We start from the raw sequence: 16,224 nt of genomic DNA on the forward strand, positions 1-16,224 counted from the left end.
CTTAAAAGAGGCGGTCGATGAGGCCGGTGATGGCTCCGGTTATCGGCGACAGCAGCCGGCCCAGCAGGCTGTCAGCAGTAGTCAGTGCGTTTTGGTCCAGTTGCTCGGTGACCTCACGCACCACGGTGGCCAGGGCGTCCGACAGAAAGTTGGTAGGCAGGGTGGCGTTCTGGTTGATGGAGTCCGGCGCTTCCTCAAGCAGCAGCACTTCCAACACCAGAGTATTCAACGCAGCGTTGATTGAACCGATCAGCGCATCAGAAGCGGCCGAACTGTCCAGCTTGGAAACTTCCTCCAACGTGCCACCCACACCCCGCAAAGTGGTCGCCAACAAACTAGTGACACCCCGCAGCACCGGCGCCGGTTCGGCCTGCTGATCCACCGCATCCAGAATGTTCTCCAGATTAATCACCAACTGTACGACCGGCCCAAGCAGGAACGCGGTGTCTTCCGACAACCCCTGGCCAGAGCTCTCATCGCCCTCCCCCCCGAAACCAAGGCCGAAGGCTTCAAACGCCGCCCCCAGGCGGTCAAAGGGGGCTGGCAGTTCAGAGGTATCAATAACCTGCAAACGCTCGGCGGCCGCTTGTACCGCCAACGTAGCTTGAGCCATATCCTCCGGAGAGCCGGCTTCAGAGACGGATGACGCCGCCGCATCCAGCGTCACCAGCAGAGTATCCAGCCCGTTGATCAGCTGGGCAACGGCTTGCTGGGTTTCAGCGTTCGGATTGGCCATATTCAGGGTATTCAGACCACTGACCAGCTCCTCCCGGAACAGCTCTAACGGGCCCGTGAAGTTGCCGTCAAAGCCCGCACCGCCAGCCAGGGGCACCGGCAGGGAAACCGGCGAGCCGGAGAAATCCTTGCCCCGGGCGATGTTCATTGGCCCGACCTTTTCCAGGCACTGGCTGTAGGCCGGGGTAAGCCCACCATCAGCACCCAGCACACCAAAGCCTTCCAGCTCCGGGTCTACGGTGTAGGCCTCAAAGCACATTTGTGCAGGCGCGCCCGTGGCCGGGTTGCTTTCCATCGCCTGCACCCAGAAAAAGCCGTAGGTATCGCCGGCCTGGTACATGGCCTGGTTTCGGCTTTCATCCTGCAGGGAGCGGGTTTTGCCGGCGGCGCCGCTCACCAAAAAGCGAGTTCGACCACAGCTTTCCACCGGTTCCAGCAATTGCAGATCGTGATCGTGCCCGGTCATGATGAAATCGGCGTAGTCGCACACCCCCTCTTCCAGAAAATCTTTCCAGCGCTGGCCGGAGATCACCGGCAGAATGTAGGAGGGAATGAAATCGTAATTACCCGCGTTGCCATGCAAACCGTTGGACAAATACGGGTGATGCGCCATCGCGATGTTAAACAGAGCCTGCGACGAGATCAGCTCGTCCTGGGCCCACATCAGTTGGGTCATGCCGTAGTTTTGCCAGGTAAACCGGGAATCCGCGTCTGCTACCAGCGAGGCAATCGGGTTGGAATCCAGCGACACCACCGTCAACAGCGGTTTACCTTCCCGGGTTTTCGGCATCAATGCGGTGGGTATTTCGCCGCTATTGAACGCATAGTAGCGGGCAGGCATGCGCCAGCGGGGGCTGTTGCCCTCGTAGTGGTAATCCACCTGAACATCGCCCCGGCTGTTGTTGGCGCCATCGCCACCCACATAGCCGGTGTTGTCGTGGTTACCCAGTACCATATAAAACGGGCGCTCCCCCATGGGCTCAAACGGCTTTTCAAACTTCTCGATAAACTGAATGTCGTCTACCGATGTGGCTCCGTCTTCATAGATATTGTCGCCAAACCCCAGCACAAACTCGCAGGGGCCTGCTTCTGCAGACTTAAGCTCGCAAACCTGCGCCATGGCCTCGCCCACCGCATACTGGCCGGGGCTGCCGGAGCCGGAATCGCCCATGGCGATAAACTGGGTTGAGGCCACCGCACGAGCACCATCCTCGTCACCCGGCGCAGTCACATCGGGTTGAGTACCCGGCGTGGTGGACTCGGCCTCGTCATCGCCGGAACCGCCACAGGCAGCCAGGGTGAGTGGCACCACCAAAAGGGCGATCAACTTCAATTTAGCGTTCATACAACAGACTCCAGGGAATGAACGGCGCCCATCACAGCCGCCAGTTCCTGTTGATGTTCAGGCGTGGCAGCCGGCGCCAGCAGGCTGGTTTGCGTGGTTCTGGGGCGGGATGGGGTAAGGTTGTCTGTGATCAGGCGATACCGTTGGCCAGGCTGTTTGGCAGCGACTTTCACCAGTTTTCGCTTGCCGGTGTCCAGCTCGCCTTTGCGGGTTTCATCGGCAATCGACGCCACATAATGAAACTCCGCCTGGGCGCCGAACCGGTCCACATCCATCAGAATAAACCCTCGGGTTTGCAGCTCGGCGTACTTCACGTGCGGGTTGGTGGTGCGCACCGCGACCGCAGCCAACTCCGCCAAGCCTGCCGGAAAGCCCGGCGAAGTTACCGACGGGCACACAAACTCCACCGCCAGCGCTTCCGGCGCAAACAAGTCACCCACCACAGACGCCGGGTTCCGATAGATCTCATTGGCCCAGGAGGTATGAATATCACCGGTGAACACCACCACGTTCTCCACATTGTTCTGCTCGATGGCGTCCAGAATGCGGGTGCGGCTTGCGGTGTAACCATCCCATTGGTCCATATTCAGGCCCTGTTGGGTGGTGCCGTAAGGCAGCTGTTCGGAGATCAGTTCCGGCTGGGGCAACTCCGCCAGATTCAGCTGCCCGAACATCACCTGCTGGCCAATCATCTTCCATAAACTGCCTGAGCTGGTCAGGCCGTCCGTCAGCCAGTTCATCTGGGCATCGCTGATCAGCTTTCTGTCCGGGTCTGTGCGTTCAGGGCCGAAAGGTAAAGACGCCTGGGCATCCCGGCCTTCGATCCGGGTATCCAGCATCCACAAATCAATCAGATCGCCATACCGGAACCGACGCCACAGCCGTTGACTGTCTGCACCAAAGTCCCGCACCGGCATCCACTCAAAGTAGGCGCGAATGGCTGCCTGCTTGCGGGTTTCCCAATCCCCTTCCGTGGCCGGGTCGTGGTTCTCCGCGCCATCCATGTAGGCGTCATTGGCAATCTCGTGGTCGTCCCAGATGCAGATCATCGGGTATTGCTGATGCGCCGCCTGCAAATCGGGGTCTCGCTTGTACTGGCCGTGGCGCACGCGGTAATCGGACAAGGAAAGGATTTCATTCGCCGGCTCATGAACACGATTCGGCACAGCAGCGGGATCATCGTATGTGCCCGGCTCGTACTCATAGAGGTAGTCACCCAGGTGCAGGACAAAATCCAGATCCCGCTCATCCACCTTCGCCAGAGCGTTATAAACAGAAAAGTGGCCATACGGCAGGTTGGAACAGGAAACCGTGGCAAACCGGGCCCGCCGCACACGTTGGTCCGGCGCCGGGAAAGTGCGGGTACGCCCAACCGGAGAAACATTAGGGCCGCAACGGAAGGCGTAGTAATACCAGGTGTCGCTGGCCAGGCCAGTGGCATCCACCTTCACGCAGAAATCAGAATCTGCCTCAGCAGTTGCGGTAAACACCTGAGGCTGCGAAAGATCCGGCTGACGGCTGACCAACACCTGAACCGGCACCGAGGTTTCCGTAGGCAGCGCCGGTGTCACCCGCGTCCAAAGGATGACCCGGTCATCCAACGGATCGCCGGAGGCAACCCCATGCTCAAAGAACCCCACCACCTGATTACCAGGCTGCCCGTTACCCCCGGAGCCAGGCCCTGGCCCGGCAGGCAACTCCCCCGAAGAACCAGAGTCACCACACCCAACCAAAGAGAAAGCCGGCAGCGCCAGCGACGATGCCAGGAAAGATCGACGTTTCATTGTTTTCACCCAGAAGCTCTATTCAGACCAGGATTTTATGGAGCGATCGTTGCAAAATTATTGCATAGAGCACTCTATGCTGAATATTTCCTGAAAAAATCCGAAGGACACGCTCTACCGGGTTAAGGCTGTGAATTCGAAAAGATGGAAATAAACAAGGAAGGCTTTGGAGACTGACGCTGGCAGAAGGGTGGGGGTTGCCCTCTTTGTAGGCTGCGAATTTTGGTGGCGAGGGGCGCCTTTGCAGCCTGATTGTTTTTGTTCAGCCACCAAACTCAGCTACGGGGTCTGTCCCCACGGGACTGACCCCAAACGCACCAACTCAAACCAAGGTGCGCAAGCTTAATAGGGCCACCAAACCTCAGCGGCCCCATCTAATCAATCCTGCTGCCAGCTCTGAACAGCTTCCTTACCGTGCTTTTCACGCCACTCATTCAGAGTCTTGTGATTACCGCCACGGGTTTTAACCACTTCACCGGTGTGCGGGTTCTTGTAGGTTTTCATCGGGCGCTTGGCGCGGGTGCCGGTTGAAGCATCCGCTTTGGCAACAGCAATCGAGGGGTCAATCGCCGCCAGAATCTGCAGAACATCCTTGGGAGATTTGTCATATTCCTTCATCAAAGCGCGAACCTTGTTTTCAAATTCCAGTTCGCCTTTCAGTGCCTGGTCCTTCTCGAGCTGTTCCAGCTCAGCGGCCAGCTTTTCCATCAGCTGTTTCTTCTGGTAGTAATCGTTAATCTTTGCCATGGAAATAAAACCTTATTCGATGGGTTTTAATAAAACATTGAATATGACGAGAAGTCGCGACCAATCATAATAAACAATTCACACATTGGCAAAATAAAACGCTTACAGCCAATTAATAAAAAAGCCCGACAACAATGCCGGGCTTTTATTTTGTCGAGTTCATCAACACTCACACTTGGTCGGGCGCAACTGCGATGAGCTCGTTCAATGAAATTGCAGTTCCGACATGACGGCTCGAAAGCTTCTCATCATCAGTCACCAGAACAAAGTCTCCCTTTATGGCGGTTGACGAAATTATTGCATCCGGGAGTTTGAGAGATGTGTTCCTGCGAATCTTAATTGCCGTTTCCTGAATCGCGGGAAGCAATTGCACAACTGTGATCCGCTCTATGACCTCACGCAACTTCACCTCATCATTAGCCGTCAGTGCCGGCCAAGACAACAGCTCCATTTTAGTTATTACTGAAACTGCATAGTGCGCTGGGGGCAATTTTAAATTGCGACCAAGTGCATAAATAATGGCGTTGGTATCCAGCAGGTATCTACCACTCATCCCTCATTTCCCTCTGCATGACCACGGCATCCTTTTCCTTGAATGCCTGAATATCAACATTACTGAAATCCAGCGAGGACTCCTCAATAGCCAACGATGCCTGGTCACTAACCATTACAAGAATCCGAGCGTGACTGTCTTCCAGTTGCGTGTACTCTGATGGAATTTTAACCATGCCATTCTTGATGTCTGCTTCAAATTCGATAGCGTACATCGCTACACTCCTCATCAAATAGCCGTCAGACAACTATATCAGGTATCCGATCCGAACACCGATTACAGCCGCAAGTCTGCATGCCCCAACGGCAATATACCTTTCAAATCAAACAGCACACCGTTGCCATTGGTATAACCACGTAATTCATCCGCATTCAAAGCCGCGTATTCCCTGTGCGGAACGGCCAGCAAGACAGCGTCATAGTTTCCTTTCGCCGGCTCTGGTACCAATGAAATACCATATTCATGCTCTGCTTCGGCATTATCTGCCCAGCAATCGGTAACATCCACCTGGCAGCCATAATCCTGAAGTTCGCGCACCACATCAATCACACGGGTATTGCGCAGATCCGGGCAATTTTCTTTAAAGGTAAAGCCCATAATCAACACCCGGGAACCCGCAATGGTGTGGCCTTTTTTAATCATTGCCTTCACCAGGACCGAAGCAGCATAAGGTCCCATATTGTCATTTACCCGACGGCCGGCCAGAATAATCTCCGGGTTGTACCCGATGGCCTGGGCTTTATGGGTCAGATAATACGGGTCCACACCAATACAATGCCCTCCCACCAGGCCGGGTTTAAACGGCAGGAAGTTCCATTTAGTTCCGGCGGCGGCCAATACTTCATTGGTGTCAATCTTCAAACGAGCAAAGATCATCGACAACTCATTCATCAAGGCAATGTTCAGATCCCGCTGGGTGTTTTCAATCACCTTGGCGGCTTCCGCCACCTTAATGGAACTGGCCTTGTGGGTGCCGGCGGTGATGATATCCGCGTATAAGGCATCCACTTCCTCAGCAATATCCGGCGTAGAGCCGGACGTCACCTTCATAATCGTCGTCACCCGGTGTTCTTTATCGCCCGGGTTAATCCGCTCCGGGCTGTAACCGGCGAAGAAATCCTGGTTGAACACCAGGCCAGACAGCTTCTCCAGCACCGGCACGCACACCTCTTCGGTGGCACCCGGGAACACCGTGGATTCGTAAATTACGATGTCGCCCTTCTTCAACACCTTGCCCACACTCTCGCTGGCCTTCACCAGCGGCGTCAGGTCCGGGCTTTTGTATTCATCAATGGGCGTAGGCACCGTCACAATGTAGATCTGGCAATCCGCAATGCCCTCCAGCGAATCCGTAAACGACAAGTGCTTCGCCGCCGCCAACTCATCCGAAGACACCTCACGGGTGAAATCCACCCCATCCTTCAGCTCGGCAATGCGCTTGCTGTTGATATCAAAACCAACCACCTCGCGCTTCTCACCAAAAGCCGCGGCCAAAGGCAAGCCCACATAGCCAAGACCTACCACTGCGATCTTCTTCATTAATCCTCCAATTTTGGGGTCAGACCCCAAGACATTTTGATCGGTCAAATGTTCTGGGGTCTGACCCCACATCTGTTAGTTCGGTATCAACACTGCAGCCTCAGGCACGCTATCACGCAACTTCCCCTGTAAAGCCCGCTTCGCCGCCTCATCCCCATGCACAATCCGAATCTCGCTGGGCGGTTGTGGAATGCCCTCCACAAAGCGCAGCAAATCCTCCTGCCCGGCGTGGGCGGAATAGCCGCCTACAGTGTGCACCTGGGCGCGGATGTCGTAGCGTTCGCCATCCAGCTCTACCCAACCGCCGCGAGGGCCATAAGTCAGGATATTGCGGCCCGGGGTGCCCGCAGCCTGATAGCCCACAAACAACACATCGTTGCGGGCATCGCCCAGCATCGCTTTCAGATAATTTACCACCCTGCCGCCGGCGCACATACCGGAACCTGCAATCACCACACAGGGGCGGTGAGATTTGGCCAGGTATTCCACGGCGTTTAGGTGGTCTTCGTGTGAATTGATAACGGTAAGCTGTTCGAAAGAAAGCGGGTGTCGGCCCGCTGCCACCAGGGCACGAGCTTCTTCATCCCAGAAGGGTTTGAGGTTTCGGTAGATTTTGGTGAACTCGGCGGCCAAGGGGGAATCGACGACGATTTCCAGATTGCTCCAGGTCAGAGACCCGCTACCGGGTCTGTCCCCTTGGGGACTGACCCCAATGGCACCAGCTTTGGAGCTCGGCGCTGGCAGAAGGGTGGGGTCTGACCCCAAGGGGTCAGACCCCTTTGAAGCCTGCGGAATCTCTTTATCACCAAACTCCGCAATCAGCCCCTCAATCTCATACAACAACTCCTGAGTACGCCCAATACTGAACGCCGGTATCAACACCGTACCGCCGTCTTCCAACGCATGCTCCAGAACCGCCTTCAGCCGATAACGCCGCGTTTCCCGGTCTTCGTGGTTCTTATCGCCGTAAGTACTCTCAATCACCAGGCGGTCAGCACGTTCCGGGGGCGAAGGCTCCGGCAGCAAGGGGGAATGAGGCGCGCCGAGATCCCCGCTGAACACAATACGCTCAGCCGCCGAGCCGGATACCGCATCACACTCCACATAAGCCGACCCCAAAATGTGCCCTGCCCGCTGCAGGCGCACCTTCAAACTCCCGGCCTCTTCCTCAAACACCGAATGCCAGCGGCCGTAAGGCAGCGGCACCACCCTCGCCCGTATCAGCTCCAAAACACGGGTAATCAAAGCGCGATCCCGAGTGAAACCAATCTTCAGAGCATCTTCCAGGATTTCCGGGAGCATGATGGCGGAAGGTTCAGAGCAGATGATGGGGCCGTCGAAACCGGCGGCAAGCAGGTAGGGAATGCGGCCTACGTGGTCGATGTGAACGTGGGTAACCACCAGGGCGCGGATGTGGTCGATGGGGAAATCGATGGCGAGATCTGCGGCAGAAGAGCCTCGGGATTCTTCCTGGCCCTGGAACAGGCCGCAGTCTATGAGGATGCCGGCGTGCGAAATTCTAAGCTCATGGCACGAGCCCGTTACGCCATTCACGGCGCCGTGGTGAAGAATTTTGATCATGCAACAATCCTTGTTGTGACAACATCAGTTCAGGTGCAACACCTTGCCCTCATTAGCGGCTGGCGGAGTGTTCTGCACACCATTACACCAAACCAGATCTGCCGTATCTCCGTTCGGGGTATAACCGGTCTTGGCTTCCTTGAGAATCTGTATGACACGCTGACAGTCGAAGGCATGGCTGGCTTGATTCAATGCTGAAAGCAGCTCTTCAACCTGCCCCCAAGGCAACGAAACCTCACGGGCCATCATAATTCTTGGGTGAGACGTACCCTGAGGGTCGTCACCAATCAGCAACTCTTCGTACAGTTTCTCTCCAGGCCGGAGGCCTGTGTAGACAATTTCGATATCCCCGTTCGGGCGGTCCTCGGTTTTTTCTGTCAGCCCCATCAGGTGAATCATCTTACGGGCAAGGTCGGCGATCTTCACGGGCTCGCCCATGTCTAACACAAACACCTCACCACCCTGGCCCATACTACCGGCCTGCAACACTAACTGGCTGGCTTCGGGGATGGTCATAAAATATCGGATGATATCCGGGTGGGTCACCGTCAATGGCCCGCCGTCACGGATCTGGCCACGGAACAATGGCACCACGGAGCCAGATGAACCCAACACATTTCCAAACCGCACCATGGAAAATACCGTTTCACTTTGGCGCTGAGCCAACCCTTGTAACACCAACTCCGCCAATCGTTTACTGGCCCCCATGACATTGGTGGGGCGCACGGCCTTATCCGTAGAGATCAGAACAAAGCGTTCCACGCCCGAGGCAATGGCCGCTTCCGCCACGTGGAAGGTACCGAACACGTTATTCTGAATGCCTTCGATGACATTGTGCTCAACCAATGGCACATGCTTATAAGCTGCAGCGTGATAAACCGATTGCACCCCAAACGCCCGCATCACGGTTTCACACCGGCGGCGATGCGTCACACTGCCCAGCAACGGCTGAATCTCTACCCCCAGGTTCTCCACCTGGTTAGTCACCGTTAACTCGCGCTCGATGTTGTACAGCGAGAATTCACTCTGTTCGAACAGCACCAACCGCTTGGGCTTATGCCGTAGAATCTGTCGGCATAACTCAGAACCAATAGAGCCACCGGCCCCCGTTACCATCACAGATTTGCCAAACAAACTTGCCGAAACCACGGCCGAATCCGGGCGCACGGTGTCTCTGCCCAGCAAATCTTCCAGCTCCAGGTCACGGATATCATTAATCCGCGCCTGGCCGGCCACCAACTCAGTCATGGAGGGCACGGTTTGCACCGGCACCTCTAACGCCTCCAGCGTGTGCAGTAAACGCTTGCGGTCTACACCGGAATTCGAATCCAGTGCCAATAAAATACGGCGAACACCATACTTGGCAATATTCTTCGCCACCAAATCAATGCTCACAACGGGCAGGCCGTCAATCATCGTTTTATGGTGACTCTTGTCAAACGTCACAAACAGTACCGGGCGGTACTCCGTGCCCTGCCGCAGTGCAGACGCCAAAGCAATACCTGTTTCCCCGGCCCCAACAATCGCTACCGCTTCCTTATTACGCTGCCCGGGATGATTAACCAGCATACGCACGCCCATCCGGGTACCGCTTACAAACAAAAACGCCAAAGAACCATAAATAATAGGCACAGACCTGGGCACGGGTACCTGCAGCATATAGCCCAGAATAATCAGCGCCACCGCCGAGGAGACCACCCCATAAACAATGGTTAGAAACGCCTTATCTCCCAGAAACCGGATAACCGCCCGGTACAAGCCCAACCGGATAAACACCGCAATGGTAAACACCACGGTGATGCCAGCCACCATCAAATGGCCCCGGGTGGGAATCCACAGTTCCTGCTCCAGCCGTAGGGCAAACGCGGCCCAGATGGCGAAAAACAGAACCACCATGTCTGATGCGACAGAGATTATTCGTTTTTGGACTCTGGGGAGGTTGAGGAATCTCTTGAGCACGAAAAAATCCTTATCAAGTTTACCTAAAATTCACTATAGGACCGCGGTGCAAAAAAGGTTCATCGCGCTTTACCGGGAAATGCTGCTTTTATCTTCAGAAAGAAGTAGTCGTTATCCCGGTAGCCGTAGGCCACCCGCTTGATCACCTTGATCTTGTTGTTCATTCCCTCCAACACACTGGTGTTCAACCGGTAGACCGCGCTGGCGATAATGCCGTCGACGTAGCCCTTGAGGCGCCTGGCAAACTGCTGCACGGGGGCCAGCCCACTACTCATAGCCAGATTTAGCCAGTCTTGCCAGCGTTGTCTGGCATCGGCCTCTGAGGGAGCGTACCAGAGCTCTTTGAGCTGGTCTTTCAGGACGTAGACAGTCATCAGGGGCTGGTTGGCTTGCAGCAGTTCTTCGAGCTTCAGAGCCTGCTCATCCTTGAGGTTGCCTCGGTTTCTGAGCAACAGCCAGCGACTTCGTTTCACTACTTTGCGAGCCGGCTTGTCGTGTCGAAGCTGATTGGCCTGATCGACCCGGACACGGTCAATCACTTCCCGTCCGAACTTTGCTACAACGTGGAACAGGTCATAGACCACCCGTGCTTGTGGGCAGTGGTGCTGAACTTCCAGGTCCATGGCGGTATTCATATCCATCGCCACGGCTTCGATCTGGCCACAGGTTTCCGGCCCCAGCCATTCAAAGAAGGGGCGTACCGCTGCTCGACTGCGACCTTCTCCAACCCAGAGGACTTGTTGAGTATCCGCATCAATCGCCACGGTGGCGTAGCGGTGTCCCTTGAACAAGGCGAACTCATCCATGATCAGTCGACGAATCCGGCGTTTATCTGGCTCAGTCACTTCTCGTTTGAGGCGCCGATGGTCGATGGCCTTGACCGTATGCCAATGCAACCCTAGCAGCGTTGCCACATGTTGGATCGGCATCAGTCGTACCAGGGATTCAATCCAACTGACCATGCCTGCCGTCAGACGCTGTCGCCCTGGTAACCAGCGAATCTGTTCAAGCTTGGGGCCACAGGTCGTACAACGAACTCGGCGAACTGGCACGTCCAGCCAGACGCGGTATTGGAACAGGTCGCGTTCTCGGACTCGTCGGGTGCTGATGTCATGGATGGCAAGCGTGTGCTGATTACAACCACTGCAGCATGGCAAGTAATCGTCGGCAGGTTGCAGTCGGATGAGCAGAGATTGAGCGTCAATCTGGGCATACGATTCTATCGTGAATCCTTCCCAGAACAGGGCAAGAGGATTAGCATTCATAGGGACGGCGGTGAGTCGGTCAGGTTTGTTGTTTTGGCGAACTCAAAACTAACCGGTTTTACCGCCGTCTCCTACTTTTTCACGCTAACCCGCGATGAACCGCAAAAAAGGGGTAAGGACCCGACAAAAGAATACCCCTTATGCATACGCTCAAGAGCCGCCTCGGTTAGAAAAGCGGAACGGGAGCGAACCTCAGCAGGGTGCTCTTCAACAAAGCCCCCAAATTGCCTCTCTTGCGCTATCCTAGGCGTCATCTTCGTTGTCGGCAGCAGAAAAACAGCCGGGGACATCCGGCACGGTAACCGCGAACTGCTTACCATCACCTATGTGCGCCAACACGCCACTGCATCACTTTGTTCAGCAGCTGGCGAGTGCCGGCATCGTTCACTAAACCGCTATCGGCGCTGTCGGTGGCTGACGGCGCTTGCGACAACGTGTGGTACAAACGGGTGGCCAGTTTTTTGCCCAACTCAACCCCCGGCTGATCAAACGGATTAATACCCCAAAGCACCGATTGCACAAACACCTTGTGTTCATACAAGGCCAACAGAGCCCCCAGGTTCCAGGCGTCCAGGGTTTCCAGCAGAATCACCGTATTTGGCTGATTACCCCGGTACCCAAGTGGCGTATGGCTGCGTAAATCGTCGGTGATGGCGGCATCCCCCAGGGCGAACAGCTGCGACTGCGCCAGGCAGTTCGCCAGCGTTAACGTTTCCTGGTCTTTAAAACACCGGGCAACATACTCTGGTACAGACGCCTCACGCCGGGCCACCGCCACAAAGTCAGCGCTTACTGTGTGGCTGCCCTGATGCAATAACTGGTAAAACGCATGCTGGGCATTGGGCCCCACATCACCCCACACAATCGGGCAGGTTACATGGGCAACGGCTTGGCCATCCGGTGTGGTGCTCTTACCGTTGGATTCCATTTCCAGTTGTTGCAAATACGGCGAAAGGCTTTTCAGCCGGCCATCGTAAGGCAGCACCAGGTGGCTGGGTATCTCCAGAAACTGCGTGTTCCAGGCCCCCACCAACCCCAACAGGACCGGCAGGTTTTCAGTGAGCGGCGCGTCCATAAAGTGACGATCCACCGCGTGGGCGCCAGCCAGCAACTGGTTAAACGCTTCCACGCCGAGCTCCATCGCCACGGTAACGCCAATGGCAGACCATACTGAAAAACGCCCGCCGACGGCCTCCGGAAACACTAATTGGTGCTCCTCCGGAATACCGAATTCGGCCATCTTGTCTGGCCGGGCAGACACGCCCAGCAGTTGGTGGCGGCACAGGATTTCTGCATTTACCGCCAATGCGTCAGCCAACCAGGCCAGCGCCGTGCGCACGTTGAATTGAGTGTCTGCCGTAGAAAACGATTTGGAGGCCAGCACCAACAGGGTGGTGGCCGGGTTCAGGGTTTGCAGCAAAGGCAGCAGCTGGGAGCCATCCATGGTAGACACATAGTGGGCCTTTACATACCGGTGGCCCAGGGTGTCGCCCAACACTTCACTGGCCAGGTTGGGGCCGAGGTCTGAACCGCCAACGCCAATGTGAATTACATCGGTAATGGCATTGCCGGTCACTCCACGCCACTCACCGCGATGCAACTTACCTACCAGGGCGGCTAACTTTTCATGCTGTGTCTGGCACAGGGCAACCGTAGGTGCCATACCGGTAGGCGCCATCACCTCACGCGGCCATCGGGCCGCCATATGCAACGCCGCCCTTTTTTCTGAGGCATTAACCGGCTCACCCGAAAACAACGCGTCCCGCTTTTGTTCCAGGCCGCAGCTACCAGCCCATTGCGTGAGCAAATCGAGAGTGCCTTCCGTTAACCGTTGCTTGCTGAAATCCACGTGGACAGAGTGAAAAGCAAACTGAAGTGCGTTAGCCCGGGATTCTGCTACTTCGCCACAGAGTAAATCGTACAAAGATTGCTGCTTCACGGCTTTAGCGTGTTGGTGAAGCGCTTTCACAAAACCACTATGCGTATCGCGGGAAACGTTCTGGTACTGACTCATGATCTGCCCACCCTTTAGTCACTACCAAACAAATCGCGGGTATAAACCTTATCCCCAACATCCGCCAGATTCTCACTGCGCCGGTTGGCGACAATCACATCGGATTCCTGCTTGAAGGCCTCCAGGTCACGAATCACGCGGGAGTGGTAGAACTCGTCCTCATGCAGCTCCGGCTCGTACACGATCACTTCAATGCCCTTGGCCTTGATGCGCTTCATAATCCCCTGAATGGCCGAGGCGCGGAAGTTGTCAGAGCCGGATTTCATCACCAGACGGTACACCCCCACCACATTCGGTTTGCGGCTAAGAATGTCGTCAGCGATGAAGTCCTTGCGGGTGCGGTTGGCATCCACCACGGCTTTGATCAGGTTGTTGGGCACGTCTTCGTAGTTGGCCAGCAGCTGTTTGGTATCTTTGGGCAGGCAGTAGCCGCCATAGCCGAACGACGGGTTGTTGTAATGGTCGCCAATGCGCGGGTCCAGGCCTACGCCGTCGATAATCTGGCGGGTGTTCAGGCGGTGGCGGGCAGCGTAGGTGTCCAGCTCATTGAAGTAAGCCACGCGCATGGCCAGATAGGTGTTGGAAAACAGCTTGATGGCTTCGGCCTCAGTGCTATCGGTGAACAACACCGGAGCGTCCTGTTTAATGGCACCCTGCTTCAGCAAATGGGCGAACACTTCAGCTCGCGCAGAACGCTCACCGACAATAATGCGAGATGGGTAAAGGTTGTCGTGCAGCGCCTTGCCTTCGCGCAGAAATTCCGGCGAAAAGATGATGTTCTTCGTCTCGAAACGCTCACAGAAATCCCGGGTATAACCCACCGGCACCGTGGACTTAATCACCATTACCGCGTCCGGATTGATGGCCATCACATCCTGAATCACCGACTCCACTGTATTGGTATTGAAGTAATTGGTCTGCGGATCGTAATCCGTAGGCGTGGCAATAATCACATAATCAGCGCCCTGGTAGGCCTGTTCTTTGTCTAACGTGGCGGTGAAGTTAAGCTCTTTGTTGGCCAGGAAGTCTTCAATCTCCACATCAAAAATTGGGCTTTGGCGGTTGTTCAGCAGTTCGACTTTCTTCGAGTCGATATCCAGAGCAACTACTTCATTATGCTGGGCCAGCAGCATGGCATTGGAAAGGCCCACGTAGCCCGTGCCGGCAATAGCGATTTTCATTTAAAACTCCTGAGGTTACTCTTTCCCTGGTACGCGATCCCCTGCGCCCTTACCAGCAACCGTCATAAAAATATATTTGAAGTAAGCCCCGACCGTCAGGTTGGCCAACATCTTCTGGTCCGTCTCCGCTAACAACACGGGGGTAGACATATCAATATCGTTCACCTGGGCCAACCCGGTGATCCCCGGCCGAGCCGTCAACACACCCCGTTGTTCCCGCTCGGCAATCAACTCTTCCTGATTAAACAAGCAAGGCCTTGGCCCCACCAGGCTCATCTCGCCTTTCAGGACGTTCCACAGCTGAGGCAGCTCATCCAGCTTGGTACGGCGAAGGAAGTGGCCAAAAGGCGTAATGGCACTAGCGCTCGCCAAGTGGCTGGCCACAGACGCCGTGTCTTTCTTCATGGTGCGAAACTTCACCAGCGTGAACGCCTTTTTGTTGCGCCCTACCCGCTCCTGACGAAATACCGGGGAGCCGGTGTCGAAAAAACCAATCACCAGGAGAATTAACAACAACGGAAAACCGAACAACAACCCGAACAACGAAAAGAAAAAATCAAACAAACGAATCAAAATGAAGTCTCCGAATCAAAACAGCGGCGAAGCCCTTCCTCAACGGAAAGGGGTGGCTCCCAGCCCAATAAGTTACGTGCTTTGGAAATATCGACCTGCAAAGAACCCAACACCCGCTGAGCGACGGCTTTTCTGCCCAACAGCGCAGCGCCGAACATCAACATACCCGCAGGCACAGGAATCAAACGAGCGGGCTTACCCATAGCGTTACCAACACCGCGAAGCAGCTCAGTAGTGGAAATATCTTCCCCATCACCAGCCAAAAACACCTGGTTGGCAGCGCCGGGGTGATCTATAACCGTAACAATCAAATCCACCAGGTTATCCAGGGCCACCAGAGTTCTGCTGTTGTTTATCGCCCCCAAAGGCAGTGGCAACCCCTTACCGACCCAATTTACCAAACTCCCAAAATTACCGGGAGCGTTCGGCCCATATACTAATGGGGGCCGAATAATCACCACCTCCATTCCAGTTGCCTTCTCAACCTCCCAAAGCCCTTGCTCTGCCTCCCACTTGGATAATGCATAGGGCTCAGTGGGATTTGGCTCATCGCATTCACGGAAGGGGACGCTATTGCCAGTTCCGTTTACCCCAATGGAGCTAATGAACACAAACCTTCGAGCACCTGCCTGGGCTGCCTGTCGCGCGAGATTCAAAGTGCCCTCGACATTAACCTTTCGGAACTCCGCAAGGGGATCCGTTGAACTATCCCGGAGAACATGCGCTCGCGCCGCAGCGTGAATCACCACCTGACCGTCCTCGACCGATGACGACCAGTCACTTTCCGCGCTCATGCTGTTCAACACCACTTTACAACAACCAAAGCCCGGCCTTTGCTCCCTTAACACACAGGTAACAAAAAAACGGGAATCGTTTGAAAGCGCATTCAACAGCCTGCCACCAATAAACCCCGTGGCGCCGGTCAGCAATATCTTTTTCTGGAGCACG

At 55.5% G+C, this 16,224-nt stretch carries 14 protein-coding genes; all 14 read right to left on the reverse strand.

Going from position 1 to position 16,224, the window contains the following annotated elements:
- Position 1: 1 nt before the first annotated feature.
- The gene (locus FIV08_RS12680; RefSeq protein ID WP_152438573.1) at positions 2–2,080 is read right to left on the reverse strand and encodes a metallophosphoesterase; all 2,079 of its coding nucleotides are present in this window, start codon (positions 2,078–2,080) and stop codon (positions 2–4) included.
- A complete protein-coding gene (locus FIV08_RS12685) occupies positions 2,077–3,864 on the reverse strand; it encodes an alkaline phosphatase D family protein (RefSeq protein WP_152438574.1) in 1,788 nt (595 codons plus the stop codon). Before FIV08_RS12685 ends, FIV08_RS12680 begins: the two co-directional genes overlap by 4 nt.
- Positions 3,865–4,242: 378 nt before the next feature.
- Positions 4,243–4,611 (reverse strand): histone-like nucleoid-structuring protein, MvaT/MvaU family, encoded by a 369-nt coding sequence (locus FIV08_RS12690; protein ID WP_152438575.1) that lies wholly within the window; start codon positions 4,609–4,611, stop codon positions 4,243–4,245.
- 169 nt (positions 4,612–4,780) lie between these two features.
- Positions 4,781–5,164: a type II toxin-antitoxin system VapC family toxin gene (locus tag FIV08_RS12695; protein WP_152438576.1), complete on the reverse strand. Its 384-nt coding sequence runs from the start codon at positions 5,162–5,164 to the stop codon at positions 4,781–4,783.
- Complete coding sequence (locus tag FIV08_RS12700; protein ID WP_152438577.1) at positions 5,154–5,378, reverse strand: hypothetical protein; 225 nt, start codon at positions 5,376–5,378, stop codon at positions 5,154–5,156. Before FIV08_RS12700 ends, FIV08_RS12695 begins: the two co-directional genes overlap by 11 nt.
- Before the next feature lie 62 nt (positions 5,379–5,440).
- A complete protein-coding gene (gene tviB, locus FIV08_RS12705; protein ID WP_152438578.1) occupies positions 5,441–6,703 on the reverse strand; it encodes a Vi polysaccharide biosynthesis UDP-N-acetylglucosamine C-6 dehydrogenase TviB in 1,263 nt (420 codons plus the stop codon).
- Between the two features lie 75 nt (positions 6,704–6,778).
- A complete protein-coding gene (locus FIV08_RS12710; protein ID WP_152438579.1) occupies positions 6,779–8,284 on the reverse strand; it encodes an MBL fold metallo-hydrolase in 1,506 nt (501 codons plus the stop codon).
- A gap of 24 nt (positions 8,285–8,308) precedes the next feature.
- Positions 8,309–10,243, reverse strand: coding sequence for a polysaccharide biosynthesis protein (locus FIV08_RS12715; protein ID WP_152438580.1), 1,935 nt, complete (start codon positions 10,241–10,243; stop codon positions 8,309–8,311).
- Between the two features lie 59 nt (positions 10,244–10,302).
- Positions 10,303–11,508, reverse strand: a complete 1,206-nt coding sequence (locus tag FIV08_RS12720) for an ISL3 family transposase (protein WP_011785425.1) — start codon at positions 11,506–11,508, stop codon at positions 10,303–10,305.
- Positions 11,509–11,751: 243 nt separating this feature from the next.
- Positions 11,752–11,847 (reverse strand): type II toxin-antitoxin system HicB family antitoxin, encoded by a 96-nt coding sequence (locus FIV08_RS19945; protein WP_152438581.1) that lies wholly within the window; start codon positions 11,845–11,847, stop codon positions 11,752–11,754.
- Positions 11,828–13,522 carry a glucose-6-phosphate isomerase gene (pgi, locus tag FIV08_RS12730; RefSeq protein ID WP_152438582.1) on the reverse strand — a complete coding sequence of 565 codons (1,695 nt, stop codon included), beginning with the start codon at positions 13,520–13,522 and terminating at the stop codon, positions 11,828–11,830. The genes FIV08_RS19945 and pgi overlap by 20 nt, the downstream gene beginning before the upstream one ends.
- A gap of 14 nt (positions 13,523–13,536) precedes the next feature.
- Complete coding sequence (locus tag FIV08_RS12735) at positions 13,537–14,703, reverse strand: nucleotide sugar dehydrogenase (protein ID WP_152438583.1); 1,167 nt, start codon at positions 14,701–14,703, stop codon at positions 13,537–13,539.
- A gap of 15 nt (positions 14,704–14,718) precedes the next feature.
- Positions 14,719–15,276, reverse strand: a complete 558-nt coding sequence (locus FIV08_RS12740) for a sugar transferase (RefSeq protein ID WP_152438584.1) — start codon at positions 15,274–15,276, stop codon at positions 14,719–14,721.
- Complete coding sequence (locus FIV08_RS12745) at positions 15,273–16,223, reverse strand: UDP-glucose 4-epimerase family protein (protein ID WP_228715414.1); 951 nt, start codon at positions 16,221–16,223, stop codon at positions 15,273–15,275. Before FIV08_RS12745 ends, FIV08_RS12740 begins: the two co-directional genes overlap by 4 nt.
- Position 16,224: the final 1 nt, after the last annotated feature.

Source organism: Marinobacter sp. THAF197a (genome assembly GCF_009363275.1).
Classification (GTDB): domain Bacteria; phylum Pseudomonadota; class Gammaproteobacteria; order Pseudomonadales; family Oleiphilaceae; genus Marinobacter.